We start from the raw sequence: 18215 nt of genomic DNA, 5'->3' as shown, positions 1-18215 counted from the left end.
GATCGGGCCGTCGTTCGAGGAAGCCATCGTGAGGCCCCCCGCGGGGAGGGCGAGACGAATCGTCCGGCCGTCTTCCGCGCCGGCGGCCGGGGTCGCGCGGATCTCGATCGGGATTCCGCCGGGCGGAACGGGGAGCGCGATTCCCTCCCGCACCCACATCTGGCCGTTCCAAACGAGCGCGCCGAGGTCGTTCTCACCCGCGCGCAGCGCGAGCGTCTCGATGTCCGAGAGACCGGCCGTCCCGAGGTTCGCGATCCGCACCCCCTGGAGCGTGTCCGGAAGGCATCCGTTGGAGGGGACGCGGATCGCAAAGACGAGCCGCTCTCTCTCCGTCGGCGCGAGCACGCCCCCCGCGAGATCGGCGACGGCGATCTGCGCCGCCGTGTGGCCGTCGACCACGGGAGGGGCCGGAGGAGCGAGCGGGAAGGCGCCGCTCACCGACCGGCCGGCGCGGAATCGCACGTCCGCCGGAAAGGCGAGCGCGATCCGCATCGTGTCGCCGTCGGAGACGCAGCCGAGCGCCGCGTCCCCCGCGACGGTGAGGCTCCTGGTCCCGCCCGGCGGGACGGAGATCGCGAAGCCCGAGAGATCGAAGCGTCTGTTCGAGGAGACGGCGGTCGCGAGCGCCTCGGGGAGCGTCCCGCCGCCCGACGGGAAGGCGCCCGCGTGAAGACTCACGAGGCGGAGGACGGAATCCGGAGCCGCTCCCGATGAGCGGTTCTCGAGGGCGATCCCATCGATATGAACGGAATCGGTATAAAAGTTCGAGATCAAAAAGAGCGCGAGAAACCGCTTCGTCTCGCCCGGACGGACGGTCCCCTCGCCGGATGCCGCGAGATCGATGTCGACCTTCTTCGCTCCCCCGATGATGCGGCTCGCGGGGGAGAGCACCGCCGCGTCGATCGGCCCGTCGTTCCCCGACGCCATCCAGACCCCGTCGATCGGAACGCGAAGGCGGACGGTGCGCTGGTCGGTCGGGCTGTCGGAGGCGTCCACCGTGACGAAGAGCCGGGCGCCCCCCGCCGGGATCGCGAGGCCGATTCCGGAGCGGGTCCACAGCGCCCCGGTCCAGTAGAGCGCCCCGAGATCGAGATCGTCGCCGCCGCCGCGATCGTACGCGCCGTTCCCGCCGTCGCGCCACAGGCGAACCTCGGTGAGGTCGACACCGGCCGCGGCGGTGCCCGCGTTCTGAACGGCGAGCGTCTGGAGCGTGTCGGGACGATACCCGTTCGACGGGACACGGATGTCCAGAGCGAGCGAGTCGTTCGCGCCGGCCGGGAGGGGAGAAGGGAAGCCCGCGAACGCGCTCATCTGCGCGGCGATGAAGCCGTCCACGAAGTGCGCGCCGTACGAGTTCAAGGGAAAGCCCCCTTGCGTCTCGGCGCCCGCCCCGAAGGAGAGATCCGACGCGGACGCGACGAGCGCATCAAGCTGCTCCCCGTCGCGCGCCCGGTCGAGCGAGAGGTCCCCGAGAACGAGGAGCGCGGTGGAATCTCCCGGACCGATCGGGAGGGTGAGGCTGAACGAACGGGTCCCCTGCGAGTACGCGCCGCTCCCGAGAAACACGTCCCCCGGGCCCAAGATCCCGTCGTCGTTCCGATCCTCGACGAGGCGGATCGCATCCCACTCGGAGTCCCTCTCCGCGATCGTTCCGGGCCCGGCGTTCGCGTTGGTCACCCGAAGCAGCGAGAGCGTCTTCGCCTCTTCGTAGAGGTTCGAGATCTTCAGCCGAAGGAGCGGGATCGAGTCGGTTCCCGGGTGAACGATGCGCGGCGCGATCGACTGTGCGGAGACGAGCATGTAGGGGGGAAGGAGGTCGAGCGGGTTCGAGCCGGCCTGCAGGGACTGTTCGTAGTTGCCGCCGTTCCCGTCCCTTCCCTTGATGTTCAAAGTGACCGTGTAGCGTCCCGGCACGAACGCTCCGGGAATCGCCCGGTCGTCGAAGAGGAAGGAGCCGGGCGTTCCGTCCGGCGGAAGGGTCACGGGAGCGAGGAGCGGCGCCTCGTACGTCTCGACTCCGTCCGAGAAGACGAGGGTCGTCGCGGTCTCCACGGTGAGCGCCGCGGAGCCGGTGTTTCGGAGGGCGATCGCGAAGCCGACCCGGTTCCCCGCGTGCGCCTTGTTCGGGAAGAGGGAGCGGCTCACGGCGGCGAGGGAGGGAGAATCCCCCACGGTCCACTCCCCCTTCAGGATCGCGGAGAGGCCGGCGGCCGCGGTCCCGCTCCCCTGGAGGACGGCCCCGACCCCTCCGTCCACGATGACCGGACCTCCGAGCGTCGCGTTCTCGCCGACCGCGACCAGGAAGCGGAGCGTGTCCGAGGCTCCCTCCGCGAGAGGTTCATTCATAAAAGGAATGGGAGCGACCGCGTACATGCCCGAGACGTCGCCCCCGCCGATCGAGAAGCGGAGCGTCCCCGCGAGGTTGACGAGGGCGTCGCCCGTCTCGTTCGTGAACGCGAGACGCACGTCGATCCCCGTCTCTCCCCGCGTGACGATGCTTCTCGATTCGAGGATTCGGTCGATTCGGATCCCGGCGTTGTCGAACACCGAGACCTCGGCGGTGTCGGCGGCGGACGACGCGGAGGCGACCACGCTCCCCGATCCGGCGGCCGACGCGGTGAAGAGGCCTCCCGCGGAGACCGAACCGATGCCGCCGAGGACCGACCAGGAGACCGGCTCGCCGGTCGGGTTCCCGGCGATGTCGTACGCGGCGGCTGTGAAGAGCGTGTCCTCCTCCGCGAGGATCTGGAGGCTCGGCGGGCTCATGATGACCGAGCGGGTCGGCCCCGGCACGACGACGATCGGGCCGCTTCTCCCGACGACGGATCCGGCGGTCGCCGCGACGCTGTCCGTTCCGACCCGGTTCGGCGTGAAGAGCCCGGTGGTCGGATGAATCGAGCCGATCGTGAGCGCGCCGCTCCACGCGAGAGGGCCGGGGTTCGGAACGAGGTTGCCCCTCGCGTCCCTCGCGATCGCGGAGAAGAGGATCGTCGCTTCCGTGTTCACGACCGCGGTGAAGGGGACGACCTCAAGCGTGGCGGTCGGGCCGGGCGTCACAAGAAGCGTCGCCGTGTCGGAGAAGATTCCATCCGCCGCGACGATCAGGGCCGTTCCGGCGGCCGACGCGCGAAAGAGCCCGCCGGGGTCGATCGTCCCGGTTCCGGTCGGCTCCGACCAGACTGCCGCGGCGCTCGGGAACGCGTTCGTGTCGGAGTCGAAGAGCATCGCCGCAAAGAGAAGGGAATCGATCGCCGCGATCGTCGAGTCGCGCGGGGCGATCGCGAGGCGGACCGCCTCTCCCGGGACGACCGTGACGAGCGCCGAGTCGGCGAGCGCCTCGAACGAAGCGACGACGAACCCTGTGCCGGCGCGCCGCGCGTCGAAGAGACCCGCGGGGTCGATCGTCCCGATCCCGCCCGCGACGCTCCAAGTCACCGTCGTGTCGATCAAGTAGCCGCGGTTGTCGTAGACGCGCGCGGTGAACGAAAGGAGCGTGTCGGCGGTCACGCTCGCCGCCGAGGGCTCGACCTCGATCCGGGCGGGGGTCCCCGCCGCGACCGTCACGGCCGCGGTGTCGCTCGCGCCGTCCGCGGAAGCGACGACGATCCCGTTTCCGACTCCTTGCGACGTAAAGATTCCGCCCGCGTCGATCGACCCGATCGCGGGCGTGGCCCACCAGGAGGCGCTCGGCGTGAAGGGGTTTCCGTCCGCGTCGACCGCCGCCGCCGAGAACGCCACGACATCGCCGAGGATCACGGTCGTGTCGGCGGGCGAGACGGCGATCTCCGCCGCGCGCCCGTGAAGGACCGTGACCCGCGCGTTCCCCACCATCGCGCCGACCGAGGCCTCGACGAAACCGGTCCCGACGACGGTCGGATCGAAAAGGCCCCCCGCGTCGATCGTCCCGACGCCGCCGACCGCGCGCCAACTCGGGGAGATGGGGACCTCGAAGCCCAGGGCGTCGTAGCCCTTCGCCGTGAAGAGGAGGGTCGAGTCGGCCGTGAGGGTCGCGTTCGAGGGGGTCACAACGATCGAGGCGAGCGCGCCGCCCGAGACGCGCACGAGGTACGTGTCCCCGTCCCCCGGGATCCCGTTTGCGTCTCCCTCGGGGAGCGTGTCCGGGGGAGCGGCCGTGCTCCGGTCGTCGACGATCGGCGTGAACAGCTTGCCGACCGGATCCGGGCTTGACGGAGTCCGAACGCTGAAGCGAACGACGAGAGTTCCGTTCTGTTCGAGGCACGACCTGAGATCGAGCCTGAGGTTGTCCCGGTCGCCGCCGTCGGTGTACGCGACCGGCACGCCGTCATAAGACACATCGAGAATCCTCGGGTCGAGAAAACCGGCCGGCATTCGGATCGTCAGGTAGTCCGGTCCCATGCCGAGATACGCGTCGTTGACGTCGAGCGCGGCGTAGAGCGTGAGCTCCGCGGTCGTGTTCTTCGGCACGAGGTTCGGCTGGATCTCGGCCGTCCCTCCGAGGAGCGCCGGAAGGTCGTCGACGATGTCGCTCGAGTACTTGATGTGAAGCCTCGGGCGGAGACTGGAATCCGCATGGTCGCTCGAGGCGAACGCGCCGAGGGCCAAGCCCCCGTCCTTTCGCTTGAGTAGCACGCCGAGGTTCGATCCGGGATCCGCCGCCCACGCCTGCGCTGCATTCTTGATGTCCCAAACGATCCAGGTCGACGGGTTCTTGACGACCTTGTCGGAGACTTGGGCTCCGAAATCGCCTCCCGCCGCCGCCCATGTCGCCGGCGGATCCCTGTGATACCAGGTCGCGCCCGTGACCGGTCCGTTCGTCCCCTCCGCCCACGACGAGGTGACCGGATGGACGCCGACCTTCATGTCGCCGCCGCTCAAGGGAACGAATGCCCGCAGGTAGAGCCCGAGCCGCGCCTCGCTGATGTCCGCATCCGGCGGAAGGGAGGAGAGGTCGAAGCGGAGGAGCGCTCGCCAGCTGTGAATCGCCGCGGTTTTCAAAGGATCATCGATGATGATGCCCGCCAGCGCGGGGTCGCCCTGTCCGAGGAGAAGCGTGTCTCTTTCGCCGCTCGCGTAGAAAGGAAACTGCGAGCCGATCCACGTGTCGACGCCTCCGAGGGGACCGGGCTGGAGGGTGTCGATCTTCGTCGCGGCGCCTTCGACGGTCCCTTGGGAAAGAAGGAGAACCCCGAAGACAAGAATGAACGTTCGGCGCATGAAGCTCCCCGGACATGCCCGCGGCGTTGCGTTTCGTGTCGTTCCACCCCGAGGATCGGCCGAAATGAGGGGAGGCTTGAGGGGGGAACCCTCCGAGAGAAACGGAGTTAGCGTGGCGTCGCAGAACGCGACGGGCCTCTCGCGCCGCGTCTCCGATCGTACGTGAAGCGAAGTCGGATCGCGATTGCAGGCCAACATCTTGCGCCGTTCCCGGAGAACCGCGGGCTTCCAGAGGCGCGAGAGGTGCAAGGAGGGTGCCGAAGGGCGGGTCCCTATTCGAGATAGCCGAGAGAGCGGAGCCGCTCCCTTTCGGCGGGGGAGAGGGTGATCAGGCGCGGCGTGGGAGGATCCAACTCCTTCCATACGAGAAAGAAAGGCTCATCGCTTCGAGTCGTTTCTGGGGCGCGGAGCACCCCCTCGGGCGAGGTGGCGGGATCGAGGCCGAAGGACGCGCCCGGAGGATGGAAGCCCTCCCGCCCGATCCGGACCCGATCCGAACGTTCCTCCCCTTCGACGAGGAGACGGAAGCGGACGGCGCCCTCCGGTGGAACGACCCGGAACCGAAGCCCTCCGCTCCCGTGAGCGGCGAACCGGAACGATCCGTTGTCCGTCGCCTCGAGATCGATCGCGCATCCGGCATGCGGGAGAAGCTCGACGATGATCCCCTCCGGGTCGATCGTCCCGGAGAAGGACGCGCCGGGTCGTTCCGTTCGACTCGACCAAACGACCTGCCATCCTTCGAGCGGGCCCGTCTCATCGATCCGCGCGGCCAGCGGTTCGGCCTCCGAACCGTCGAACGGGAAGCCGCCGCGGAGAAGGTCGTTCGTTTCCCGAGGATCCGATGCGCGGTCGAAGAGCCGATCGCCTTGTGCGTCCCGAATCAGCTTCTTCGTTCCCCGAAGCACGGCGCGCCCATAGCGCCCCTCGCGAATCGTTCCTGCTTCAAGAAATCGCGGCTCCTTCTCCGGCGTGCGGAGAAGAGAGCGCCCGCGGAGGCCGGACCGGATCTCGGCACCGGCCCACTCCGCGAGCGTCGGAAAGATGTCGAGAAGCGAAACCGGCTCGTTCACCGTCCCCCCGCTCCTCTCGTTCGGCCGGCGGATGATGAGCGGCACGCGGAGAACCTCGTCGAAGAAGGTGAAGGAGTGCCCCATCGATCCATGGTCGCGGAACTCCTCTCCGTGGTCGGCCGTGACGACGACCGCCGTCTTACCCCACGCCCCCGCGCGGTCGAGCGCGCGAAAGAGAGTGTCGAGCCATGCGTCGGTGTAAAGGATCTCGCCGTCGTAGAGCGCGATGATGTGCTCGAGGTCCCGCGCGGGGGGGATCGAGTCGGGGGAGAAAAAACGCGCGATCGTTCGGTACGATCCGTCGGCCGAGCCCGAATAGCCCGGGTCGAAGCGCGCGCGGAACGGCTCCGGAGCGTCGTACGCCCAGTGCGGATCGAAGAGGTGGACGAGGAGGAAGAAAGGCTTCTTGTTCTTCCGTCCGGCGAGCCAGCGGATCGCCTCGCGCACGACCTCTTCGGCGCGCGGCTCGCGCCCCTGATCGAAGGCGTAATCCTCGCCGATCCGGAAATCCTCGAAGCGGTCGAACCCCGCGTCGAAACCGTACACGCGTGAAGTGTAGATATGGCTCACGAAGGCGGCCGTTTCGTATCCGGCGCCGCGGAGAACCTCCGGAAGGAAGGGAATGTCGGCCCGCGGCGCGAGGTAGTCGTTCACCGCTCCGTGCTCCCACGGGAGGCGCGAGGTGAGGAGCGATGCGAAGGCGGGAAGAGTCCACGGCGCGGGCGTGAACGCGTTCTCGAACCGCGTCCCTTCCGCGGCGAGGCGGTCGATTGCCGGGCTCGTGTTCCGCGGATAGCCGTAGGAGCCGAGATGGTCCGCGCGGAGCGTGTCGACGACGATGAGAAGAAGGTTCGGCCGGCTCCTTCCCCCGCCGCACGAAACGAGCGCGAGAACCGCGAAGGCGAGAAGGACGCCTCCCGAAAGAAGGGCCCGCTTCCATGCGGCGTCGCGTTTCATGCGATCCGTCCCGGCCGGTCCGCCCCGCGCGCCGGTCAGTTCTTCGGGTCCTGGACCACGATCTTCCCGATCGCTTCCGCCTTCTCTCCGGCGCGGGCGGCGACGACGCGGAAAGGATACACCCCGCGGGCGACGCGGTCGCCGTCCTCGTCGCGCCCGTCCCACGCGAGGAAGTTCTCGTTGTACCCCGCCCGACGGGAAAGACCGGAGAGGACCCGAATCTTTCGACCGGTGATGGTATAAATCTCAACCTTGACTTCGTCGGCGGGAAGGGTGAGGTGGTAGTAGAAGCCTGTCCCCTCTTTCGATGGGTTCGGGTGGCAGAGCGGATCGACGACGCGAAGCCGGTTCTCGACGCGGACCTCGCGCGAAGCGGAGAAGGCGCCCGCCCGAAACGCGACCGTGTGCGTTCCTCCACCGGTCTCGACGGATGCCGCGGCGATCCAACCGTCGCTCCCCTCGCGGCGGAGGGTGTCCGGAGAAATCGGAACGCCGTTCAGGAAGAACGCGGTCTCTGCGAGGGGGAGATCGTTCGGGTAGGTGGCCGACGCGCGGAGAACGCTCATCGGGGCGAGGAAATCCCCGTTCTCGACCGCCGTCCCGTCCGCCGTGAGCGCGATCGGGAGCGATGCGCGAAGGAGAAAGAGAGACGAAACGGCTCCCGCGTACGCCTCGATCCGGATGTCCCCCGTCTCGTTCCCGATCGCGGGCTCGTAGCCGATCCGGAGGACGATCCGTCCTTCGATCGTGTCGATCGATGTCGCGTACTCGCCGGGAGGGACGAGCACTCCTCCCGCGAGCACGCGGACCGAGTCGGTCGAGAAGCCGAGCCAGGTCTCGATGCGCGCGTCGATCGCGGGGGGCGTCCCGTCGAGATGGCCGAGAAGGAAGTGGCCGCTCTCGACCTCGATCCCGTCGACGCTCGCCGCGATCCGGATCCCGGAGGATGCCGCGCGAACGATGAGCGCTTTCCGGAGACCGCCGATCGAGACGACGATCTCCTGTTCCCCCTCCGCGAGGAGGAGGTCGATCTCCGCCGCCCACGTCGAGTCGCTCGTGCGAAAAAGCGTGTCGGCGTCGAACAAGGCGCTCTGCGTCTCCGCGCGGATGTCGGAGAGAGCGAGCGAGACGTCCGCGCCGATGTCGATCCGGAGGCGGCTCGCCTGCGAGACGAGAAGCGATTCCACGTACGCGGCCCCCTCGAACGAAAACGCGATCTCGGCCCACGTCCGCATCGTGTGCGAAAGGGCCGTTCCCCAGCGATCGGTCGCGCGGAACCCGATCGCGCGGAGGCTCTCCTCCGGCGCGCGCTCGACGAGCACGGTCCAGACCCAGCGGTTCGTCGCGGGGTCGACGCTCCGCTCGATCGTGTAGAGGCCGCGGTCGATCGGCTCTCCGTTTTCGAGAACCTCGATCGAATCCTCCTCGATGTGCACGTCCGCCGCGATCCGCGCCTCGATCGCCCACGGGGATCCGTCCGGCGCCGGAAGGCGGGTCGCGCCGTCGGGAATCGTGTCGCCCTCCATCGTCACGAGGAGCGTGGGGGGCGGGGGCCCGATCCGAAGCGCCGGATCCCCGAGGACCACGAAGCGCCGGACCGGTCCGGTCTGCCCGCTCGCGAAGGAGTAGTCGATCATGCCGCTCGTGAGGCCCTCGCCGGCGGTCCGGTCGAAGCCGACGCCCGGTGTCTCCCTCGTGTCCCCGAGGACGGGGAACCAGCGGGCCAGCACGAAGCGGTTCAGCTGGATGTTCGGGTCGAGGTATTCGAGTCCCGTCGAGCCGTAGGTGAGAACCCCGCCTCTCCCAGGAAGAAGGATCATGTTCTCGCCGAGCGCGTCGTAGCCGTACGAGGTGAAAACCTCGAACTCGGAGATCGAGCACCCGAACGCGAGGAAGATGTACGGAGGAGCCCCGGCCTCGGAGAAATCCGTAAGGTCGTTGTGAAAGCGCCCGGTGAACGCCGTGTCTCTTCCGTGAACTAAAAACAGTTCATGCGTGAGAGACGTGCGGTTGCCGTGCCCCTGGAAGTTGACCAGCGAAACCCCGGTTCGGTTGAGTAGATCGAAGAAACGGGGCGTGAACCCCAGGTTCGGGTCGCGGGTCAGAGTCATCACGCAGGTGTGGTCGGCGTACATCGGGTTGGGGGGATCGCCGTACGGGCAAAGCGAGCGATAGATGTCCGCGTCGCGGGAAAGGAAGAGCGTGGTGGTGTCCGCGCGCAGAGCCCCTTCGCTCGAGATGCGCTTCGCGAAATCGAACGAAGCGTTCTCGAACGCATATTGGGCTCCGTTCCGGTACGGCTGGACCGCGCTGTCCTTCACCCACGCGTCGTCCGCGACGAACGCGACCCGCCTCCTCCACGGCTCCTCTTTCCGCTCCGCCTCGTAGGCGAGCGTCTTCTCGACAAGCACGTCGGCTTCCGCCGCGCTCGAGGCCGGAAAGCGCCCGATCACCATCTCGGGCGCGAGGTCGCCGTTCCCGTCGAGGAGCGCGTACCATGCGTCGCTCGCGACCCACTCGTTCCCCACGCTCGGCGCGCCTCGCTGAAACATCGGATACGAAGGAACGAGATCGGCGTCGCCCGCGGTTCCGTTCGTCGCGATCCCGCGCTGCTCCTCGTATCCGTCGCCGACGAGAAGAACGTACGTCGGCGGGATCTCCCAACGTTCGAACGCGTAGCGGAAGAAGCGCTGGAGAGCGATCGGGTCCTTCACGCCCCCGTTGAACTCGTCGTAGACGTCGCTTACGCGAACCCGCGCGACCCGGTACCCCTGCGACTCCCGATGCTCCGCGAGCGGCTCGACCGCTTCGAGGAGATCGTCCCATGCGACGATGAGATAGTCCGCCTCTTCGAACGCGAGGCGGCTCGGCTCGTCCCGAAGGATCGCTCCCTCGCCGAGACGCCGCGCACCGTCCCTCGTCGCGGCGGCGTATGCGCGCGGAAATCCCACCGAATCCTGAAGGACGATTGTCCAAGCCCCGTTCTCGAACCGGACCGAATCGGGCTCGACGAGGATCGGCGCGTACGGATCGGAGAGATCGAGGACGATCGGTTCCGGATCGTCGAAACCGGCGACCTCCATCTGCACGCGTCCCGTCTCCCGGCCGGTGGAGAAGCGCGCGTAATCGTTCCTGGCCACGTAAAGGAACGGAGCGTGCACCTCGAACCAGTCGAGGAAACCGAGCGCCCCCGTGATCGGGGTCGTCGAATCGCTCCCCCGCGATCCTTTATACAGAAATCGGTTGGAGCCGGTTGCGAGCAAGGCGGCGGGAAAGGAGAGCCCGCTCGTGAAGAGCGCCCCTCTCGACCCGTACACGACCTCGTTGAAGACCGTGTCGCCGGCCGCCTCGTGGAGGATGACGTAGCGATGGTACGGATGGAGCGGGTAGTAGGCGCTCACGGTCATCGCCTTGATCCGAAACATTCCGTTCGTGTCCGCGGGAGGAAGGTCGATGTCCATCTGGAGGTCGGTGAGGTTGTTCGCCGGATAGTAGACGTCGAGCGTCTCGGCGATCGTCTTGAAATCGTAGTAGAAATCCTCCTCCCATCGGATCGAATCGGGGAAGGAGGGGAGGGGGGCGAGGCCGGGGTATCCTCTCCATCCGCTCCTCGTCTCGAACGGGGGGGCGCCCCCCTCCGTGGAGAGGAAGTAGACCGCCTCGGATGCGAAGCGGTCGTCGTTGTCCCTCTTCATCCGATCCTCGCGAAACCCGGGGAGGTAGGCGAAGAGACGATCCCCCGCGCCGAAGAGGCCGTCCTCGTCCTTGTCCTCCACGAGAAGGGGGAGAAGGCGCTCCGTGAACGGATCCCCACCCGCCGCGAGCTCCGCGTCGGAGAAGCCGCGCCTCGCGAGCGCGATCGATCCGGCTGGGGCGGCGTTTGGGAATCCGGCCGCCGCGAGCTCCTCGTGATCGATTCGGTAGAGCCCGCCTTCCCGAACGCGGATCTTCCACTCGGTCGAGCCGCCGCTCCGCTTCGGGGGGAAGAACGCGCGGGCCGGACGCGTCCGGTGCTTCCTCGCGGACTCGTGGTTCACGATCGTTTGTATATAAAGATTTTCGAAGAAGGGATCGTCCGGAGCCGGCTCCCGAAGAGAGCGCTTCCCGTCACGCGCGGGATCTTCTTCGATCCGAACGAGAAGCTCGATCCGTTCGTACACGCGGAGAAGGCCGGACGCAGGGATCGTGCGGAACGTACGGACATGGATCGGGACGACCGATTGATGGCGAAAGCGGCCCTCGGCGCCGATCGAGACAAGAGTCTCCGGAAACCAATCCCCCGAACGATAGGTTCTCTCATCGAGGACCGGATGGATGATCGAGATCGGCTCCGAACCGATCAGCGTGTCCAATCCCGCCGGCTCGATCGGATCGCCGGGGATGTCCGCGTGCTCTTCCGATTCGACGATCGCGACGACGCGCGCCCCCTCGGGCACGCCGACGAGAAACGTCCGCATCGGGAGAGAGGGAAGCCCAGGCTCGAGGATCCGGCCGGGGAACGAAGCCTCGACGCGGCGAAACGTCCCCTCCGCGCGGGAGACCGGCTCGAGGGCGTAGCCCCCCGCCGTCACGGTGAGCCGGAACTCCTCTGCGGCCACCGCGGCGCCCGAATGGAGCGCCAGGAGAATGCATGCGGCGAGCCGGAGAAGGGGGAGCCGGATTCGGGAGCGGGCATGCGGTCGTTTCATCCTTTCCTAACTATAACAGGCGCCCGCGAAACGCGCACGGCGCGGGCCCCTCTTCCCCGCCCGGTGTATACTGGCGGCATGTCGGGGGAGAAGAACGACGATCGCGAGCGCGGAGACATCCCGGTCGAGGAGTTCCTTCGGGCGGGGGATCGCGCGCTCCGCTGGATCGCGCGCTATCTCGATGAGACGCGCGCATATCCGGTGAGGTCCGCGGGGGGGGAGGGGGATCTCCTGGCCGCGCTCCCCGCACGCATGCCGGAGGAGGGGGAGCCTCTCGAGCGGATCGAGGAGGACTTCGTCCGGCTCGTCCTCCCGCACCTCACCCATTGGAATCATCCCCGCTTTTTCGCCTACTTCGCGATCAGCGGGTCGATGCCGGGGATCCTCGGCGATCTCTACTCCGCGGCGCTCAACACGAACGCGATGCGGTGGATCACGTGCCCGGCCTCTGCGGAGCTCGAGAAGGGGATGCTCCGCTGGCTCGCGCGCGCGCTCGGCATCCCGGACTCCTTTTCCGGGATCCTCGCGGACGCCGCCTCCACCTCGACGCTTCTCTCGCTCGCGGCGGCGCGCGAGAAGGCGACCGATTCCGACTGCCGGCGCCGCGGTCTCGTCGCGTCCGGAGCGAAGCTTCGGCTCTACGCGTCGGAAGAGGCGCACATGTCGGTCGAGAAAGCGGCGATCCTTCTCGGGATCGGCCTCGACCATGTCGTGCGGATCCCTTCGGATGTGAACTATCGGCTCGACGCCGGCTCGCTTCGCGAACGCGTACGAAGCGACCGCGCGGCGGGATTCCTCCCCTTCGCAGTCGTGGCGACCGCCGGGACAACCGCAACGACGAGCGTCGATCCGGTCCCCGAGATCGCCGCGATCGCCGAAGAGGAAGGGCTCTGGCTCCACGTCGACGCCGCGTACGCGGGGGCGGCCGCGCTCCTTCCGGAAAAGAAGGATCTCTTCCGGGGCTGGGAGAAGGCAGACACGATCGTCGTGAACCCGCACAAGTGGCTCTTCACGCCGATCGACGCGAGCGCGTTCTTCTTCCGCGATCCCGAGGCGCTTCGCCGCGCGTTCTGCGTCGTCCCGGAGTATCTCCGAACGCCGGACGAGGCGGACAACCCGATGGACTACGGCTTTCAGCTCGGGCGGCGTTTCCGCGCCCTCAAGCTCTGGTTCGTCCTCCGCGCGTACGGGCGCCGGGGGCTCGAGGAGCGGATCCGGCATCACATCCGGCTCGCGCGCGCGTTCGCCGATTGGATCGACGGCGACGAGGAGTGGGAGCGCCTCGCCCCGGCCCCCTTCTCGGTCGTCTGCTTCCGGTCGATCGGGCCGGCGGGGAGCGTGCGCGACGAAGAAGCTCTCGCGGATCGGAACCGCACTCTTCTCGAGAGGATCAACCGGAGCGGCGAGGCGTATCTCTCCCACGCCTCGCTCAAAGGTCGCGCCGCGCTTCGCCTCGCGGTCGGAAACCTCCGCACAACGCGCGCGGACGTCGACCGGGTCCGCGAGAAGCTGATCGAGGAGGCGCGCGCGATATCCTCTTCGGCGGGCGCTCGGCTTGACCGCGCGCGGGGAGAGTGCTAGCGTATGGCGCTCGCGGCGGATTCGGACCGCTCTCGAGATGCCGGGCGGAAGCGAAGCGCCGGCCGGTCGAGGCTTCCGTGGGCGCTCGCGTGGTCGGGCCTCATGATCGCGGCCTCTTCCATCCCGAGGATTCCGGCGGCGCCTCCCCCGTTCCTGCATCAAGACAAGGTCCTCCACCTGATCGAGTACGGCGTCTTCTCGTGGCTTTGGGGGGATGTCCTCCGCGGATCGAAGCGGGGCGCGCTCCGGAGGCGCGCGGCGGCGATCGTGGTCGGCGGCGGGCTTCTCTTCGCGGCGCTCGACGAGGTGTATCAGGGTTTCGTGGGCCGTTCGCGCGACGTGAACGACTTCCTGGCGGACGCGTTCGCGATCCTTGCCGTCCAAACGTTTCAAGAATGGCGGGAACGCCGGTCGAAGGCGGTGGAGCCGTGACGCGCATCCAGGCGATTCGGGGAACGAAGGATCTCTTGGGAGACGAGCTCGGCCGCTGGCGCTTTCTCGAAGAGAAGGTGCGCGCCGTCGCGGAGAGGTCCGGCTACGAGGAGATCCGGACGCCGATCTTCGAGTCGACCGATCTCTTCTCCCGCTCGATCGGAACCGACACGGACATCGTTCAGAAGGAGATGTACACCTTCCTCGACCGGAAGGGGCGGAGCCTGACGCTCAGGCCGGAGGGAACCGCCTCGGTCGTCCGCGCGTTTCTCGAGAACCACCTCGCGCGCGAGCGGCCGATCGCGAAGGTCTACTACATCGGGCCGATGTTCCGCTACGAGCGTCCCCAGAAGGGACGCTTCCGCCAGTTCCACCAGTTCGGCATCGAGGTGCTCGGCCCCGAGGAGGCGTTCTACGACGCGGAGACGATCACCGTTTTCCATGCGATCCTCGGCTCCGTCGGGCTCGGCGACCTCACTGTGCGGCTCGGGTCGGTAGGAGACGAGGCTTGCCGCCCGGCCTACGTCGAGAGTCTGTCCGCGTATCTTAGCGGGCGCCGGGAGGATCTTTCCGAGATCTCGCGCGAGCGTCTCGAGCGGAACCCGCTTCGCGTGCTCGACAGCAAGGAGGAAGAGGACCGGGCGGTGGTTCGAGAGGCTCCCTCGATTCTCGAAGGCCTTTGCGATTCATGCGCGAAGCATCTCGACGAGGTGCGGCGCGCGCTCGATCGCGCGGGGATCCCGCATGCGCTCGACGCCGGTCTCGTGCGCGGCCTCGACTACTACACGCGCACCGTCTTCGAGATCCATCACGACCGGCTCGGCGCCCAGAGCGCGCTCGGAGGGGGCGGGCGCTACGATCGGCTCGCGGAGGATCTCGGCGGGCCGCGCACTCCCGGGGTCGGGTTCTCCGCCGGGATGGAGAGGATCGTTTCGGTCGCGGAGGAGCTCGCGATCCGTTGGGAGACGCCGCGCGAGCTCCGCATCCTCGTCGCTCCACTTTCCGAGCGGGCGTCGGAGGAGGTTCTCCCTGTTCTCCTCCGGCTCCGTGCGCGTTGGCGAGCGGACGGCTCGGCGCGTCCGAGGAACCTGAAGACCGTCTTGAAGCAGGCGAACCGCGAGGGAGCCGACCTTCTCCTCCTTCTCGGCGGCGACGAGAGCGCGCCGGGCTCCGCCCTGGTCAAGAGGCTCGATTCGGGAGAGCAGGAGAACGTCCTTCTCGACCGCTTGGAAGCGCGGATCGAGGAGATCGCTTCGCGGATTGCGGCGCCGGGCGCGCCGCGGAAGGAGTGAGCGGCCGATGGAAAGGACCCGAACCCACAACTGCGGAGAGCTTCGAGCGGAGCACGAGGGCCGGCGCGTGGTGCTCATGGGGTGGGTCCATCGCCTTCGCGATCAAGGAGGCATCTTCTTCTTCGATCTTCGGGATCGATTCGGTCTCACGCAGGTCGTCGCGCAGCCGGGAGGAGGCGTCTCCCCGGAGCATCTCCGCGATCTCAAGCGGGAGTACGTCGTGGCGGTCGAGGGGACCGTCCGGATGCGGCCGGAGGGGATCCGCAATCCGAACCTCTCGACCGGAGCGATCGAGGTTCTCGCCGACCGGCTCGACCTCCTGAACCTGTGCGAGACGCCCCCCTTCGTCATCGAGGACGACGTGGACGCGACCGAAGAGATGCGTCTCAAGTACCGCTTCCTCGATCTCCGGCGCCCCTCGATGCAGAGGCGGATCGTTCTCCGGCATGTCGCGGCGCAAACGGTGCGGCGCTATCTCTCCGAGCACGGTTTCTTGGAAATCGAGACCCCTCTCCTCGTCCGGAACTCGCCGGAGGGGGCGCGCGATTTCCTCGTTCCGAGCCGCCTCTCGCCCGGGAAGTTCTACTCCCTCCCGCAGTCGCCGCAGATCTATAAGCAACTTCTCATGATCTCCGGCTTCGACCGCTACTTCCAGCTCGCCCGATGCCTTCGGGACGAGGATCTCCGCGCCGACCGACAGCCCGAGTTCACGCAGATCGACTGCGAGCTTTCCTTTACGAATGAAGAAGAGGTCTTCCGCATCATGGAGGGCCTGATGGCGGCGGTGTGGAAGGAGACCGCGGGGCGCGAAGTCGCGACTCCGTTCCCCATCCTCGCGTACGACGAGGCGATGGAGCTCTACGGGAGCGACAAGCCGGACATCCGATTCGATTTGACCTTGAAGAATCTGGATTCGGCGGCCGCCGAGTCGGAGTTCCAGGCGTTTCGCGCGGCGCTCGGAGAGGGAGGGATCGTTCGCGGCCTCGTCGTCCCGGGCGGTGCGTCCTTCTCCCGCAAGGAGATCGACGCGCTCGAGGCGCTCGCGAAGAAGCACGGAGCGAAGGGTCTCGCGTGGACGAAGGCGGGCCCGAGCGGTCTCGAGGGGGGCGTCGGGAAGTTCTTCGACGCGGCGAGGCTCCGCGAGGCGTCCGGCGCGTCGGGGGGGGATCTTCTCCTCATGGCGGCCGGTCCGTGGAAGAAGACGCTCACCGCTCTCGGCGCGGTTCGAAACGAGGTCGGGCGCAAGCTCGGGCTCGTCCCGAACGACGAGCTTCGTTTCCTCTGGGTGAACCGGTTTCCGCTCTTCGAATGGAACGAGGAAGACAACCGGTGGGAGCCGGCGCACCACATGTTCACCATGCCGTTCGACGACGCAATCCCTCTCTTGGAGACCGATCCCGGAAAGGTCTACGCGCATCTCTACGACATGGTGCTGAACGGGGTCGAGATCGCCTCCGGCTCGATCCGCAATCACGAACCGGATCTCCAAAGACGCGTGATGGCGGTCGTCGGCATTCGCGGCGAGGAGCAGGACCGCCGCTTTGGGTTTCTTCTGAACGCGCTCCGCTACGGAGCGCCGCCGCACGGGGGGATCGCCCTCGGGTGGGATCGGATCGTCCTTCTCCTCTCCGGCGGCGAGTCGCTTCGCGACGTCATCGCCTTTCCGAAGACGACGAGCGGCCTCTCCCTCATGGACGGAAGCCCCTCCGAGGTCGATTCGGAGCTCCTCCGCGATCTCGGCCTCGAGCGGAAGCGGCAAACGGATTGAGCGGTTTGCCGAATGGCAGGCGTCGCTTAGGTAGGCAGCGAGCGGGGCGTTCTCAGGGATCGGTCCGGCCGGTCGCTATCTCGCCAGCTCGGCCGCCAGCTTCTCCGGGTTCGTGATCGGCGCTTGACAGGTGAATGAACGGCAGACGTACGCCGACGCGGCCGCATCCACCATCGGCTTCTTCTCGAGGAGCGGAACCGCGGTCGTCTTCTCGCGCGGGTCGAAGAAGCCGACGACTTGGTTCGGGTTGTACGATCCGAAAGCCGCCCGCAGGAGCGCCTCCGTGTCCGCCCTTCCGCGCTCTCCGATCACCGCGATCTCCCTCGGCGGGGCGAGGAGAAACTCGAGGGTCCCGAGCCAGTGGCCGAAGGCGGCCGGGTGCCGCTCGAGCAGGTCCTGCATCGAGGCGAGCGCGCGCCTCGCCGGGCCCGCGTAGCGCTCCTCTCCGGTGTATGCGGCCAGAGAAAGAAGAAGACGAACGGCCGCCGCGTTCCCGCTCGGCGTCGCGTGGTCCTGGATCCCCTTCGAGCGTGCGATGAGAGCGTCGTGGTCCGCTCCCGTGTCGTGAAAGCCCCCCGCGTCGCGATCGAGGAAGCGCTCCAGGATCGCGTCCCCCATTGCCCGCGCGATACGGAACCATCGCTCGTCGAAGACGGTCTGGTAGAGCGCGAGGAGGCCGTCTCCGAGAAAGGCGTGGTCCTCGAGAAAGGCCGGAATCGGCGCTCCTCCGTTCGTTCGGACGCGGAGCAGGCGTTCGTTCTTGAAGAGCGAGGATTCGATGTACGAAGCGTTGCGCGCCGCCGCCTCTGCGTAACGGGGATCGTCGAGGATGCGGGCCCCGTCGGCGAGCGCGGCCATCATGAGCCCGTTCCACCCGGCGATCGTCTTCTCGTCGCGCGAGGGGCGGACCCTCTTCGCCCGCTCGGAGAAGAGGCGCTCCCGGCCTCGCCGGAGAAGAACCTCGAGATCGTCGCGACGGACCCCTGCGCGAACCGCGAGCTCGTCGAGATCCCCGAGCCGGTTCGGAATACTTCGTCCCTCAAGATTTCCCCGGTCGGTCGCGCCGTACGCCATGCAGAAGAGGTTTCCGTCCTCCTCGCCGAGCGCGCGCCGGATCTCGTCCGGCGTCCACGTGTAGAACCTCCCCTCTTCCCCTTCGCTGTCCGCGTCCTCCGCCGCGAAGAACCCGCCCTCGGGAGAGGTCATGTGGCGGAGCACGTAGTCGAGGGTT

At 67.7% G+C, this 18215-nt stretch carries 8 protein-coding genes; 4 read left to right on the top strand and 4 right to left on the bottom strand.

What is annotated here, in order from left to right:
• From FJY73_10450 to FJY73_10440, 3 genes are all read right to left on the bottom strand, one after another.
• Nucleotides 1–5196 (bottom strand): DNRLRE domain-containing protein (locus FJY73_10450; GenBank protein ID MBM3321084.1); only part of this gene is annotated, 5196 nt, incomplete at its 3' end.
• Between the two features lie 272 nt (nt 5197–5468).
• Nucleotides 5469–7223: a sulfatase gene (locus FJY73_10445; GenBank protein ID MBM3321083.1), complete on the bottom strand. Its 1755-nt coding sequence runs from the start codon at nt 7221–7223 to the stop codon at nt 5469–5471.
• A 35-nt stretch (nt 7224–7258) separates the two neighbouring features.
• On the bottom strand, nt 7259–11911 hold the full coding sequence (locus FJY73_10440; protein ID MBM3321082.1) for a hypothetical protein: 4653 nt from the start codon (nt 11909–11911) through the stop codon (nt 7259–7261).
• A 78-nt stretch (nt 11912–11989) separates the two neighbouring features.
• On the opposite strand from FJY73_10440, the gene FJY73_10435 reads away from it, so the two are divergent.
• The 4 genes from FJY73_10435 to aspS are packed head-to-tail and all read left to right on the top strand — an operon-like array spanning nt 11990 to nt 16984.
• Nucleotides 11990–13492, top strand: coding sequence for an amino acid decarboxylase (locus tag FJY73_10435; protein ID MBM3321081.1), 1503 nt, complete (start codon nt 11990–11992; stop codon nt 13490–13492).
• A 3-nt stretch (nt 13493–13495) separates the two neighbouring features.
• Nucleotides 13496–13924 carry a VanZ family protein gene (locus tag FJY73_10430; protein ID MBM3321080.1) on the top strand — a complete coding sequence of 143 codons (429 nt, stop codon included), beginning with the start codon at nt 13496–13498 and terminating at the stop codon, nt 13922–13924.
• Nucleotides 13921–15216 (top strand): histidine--tRNA ligase, encoded by a 1296-nt coding sequence (locus tag FJY73_10425; GenBank protein ID MBM3321079.1) that lies wholly within the window; start codon nt 13921–13923, stop codon nt 15214–15216. The genes FJY73_10430 and FJY73_10425 overlap by 4 nt, the downstream gene beginning before the upstream one ends.
• A gap of 7 nt (nt 15217–15223) precedes the next feature.
• Nucleotides 15224–16984 carry an aspartate--tRNA ligase gene (aspS, locus tag FJY73_10420; GenBank protein MBM3321078.1) on the top strand — a complete coding sequence of 587 codons (1761 nt, stop codon included), beginning with the start codon at nt 15224–15226 and terminating at the stop codon, nt 16982–16984.
• Between the two features lie 75 nt (nt 16985–17059).
• On the opposite strand, the gene FJY73_10415 is transcribed toward aspS, so the two are convergent.
• The coding region (locus FJY73_10415; protein ID MBM3321077.1) for a thioredoxin domain-containing protein at nt 17060–18215 on the bottom strand (1156 nt) is incomplete at its 5' end.

The sequence above is a fragment of the Candidatus Eisenbacteria bacterium genome (assembly GCA_016867715.1).
In the GTDB taxonomy this organism is placed as follows: Bacteria; Orphanbacterota; Orphanbacteria; order Orphanbacterales; family Orphanbacteraceae; genus VGIW01.
This window is presented reverse-complemented; position numbering and strand designations above follow the sequence as displayed.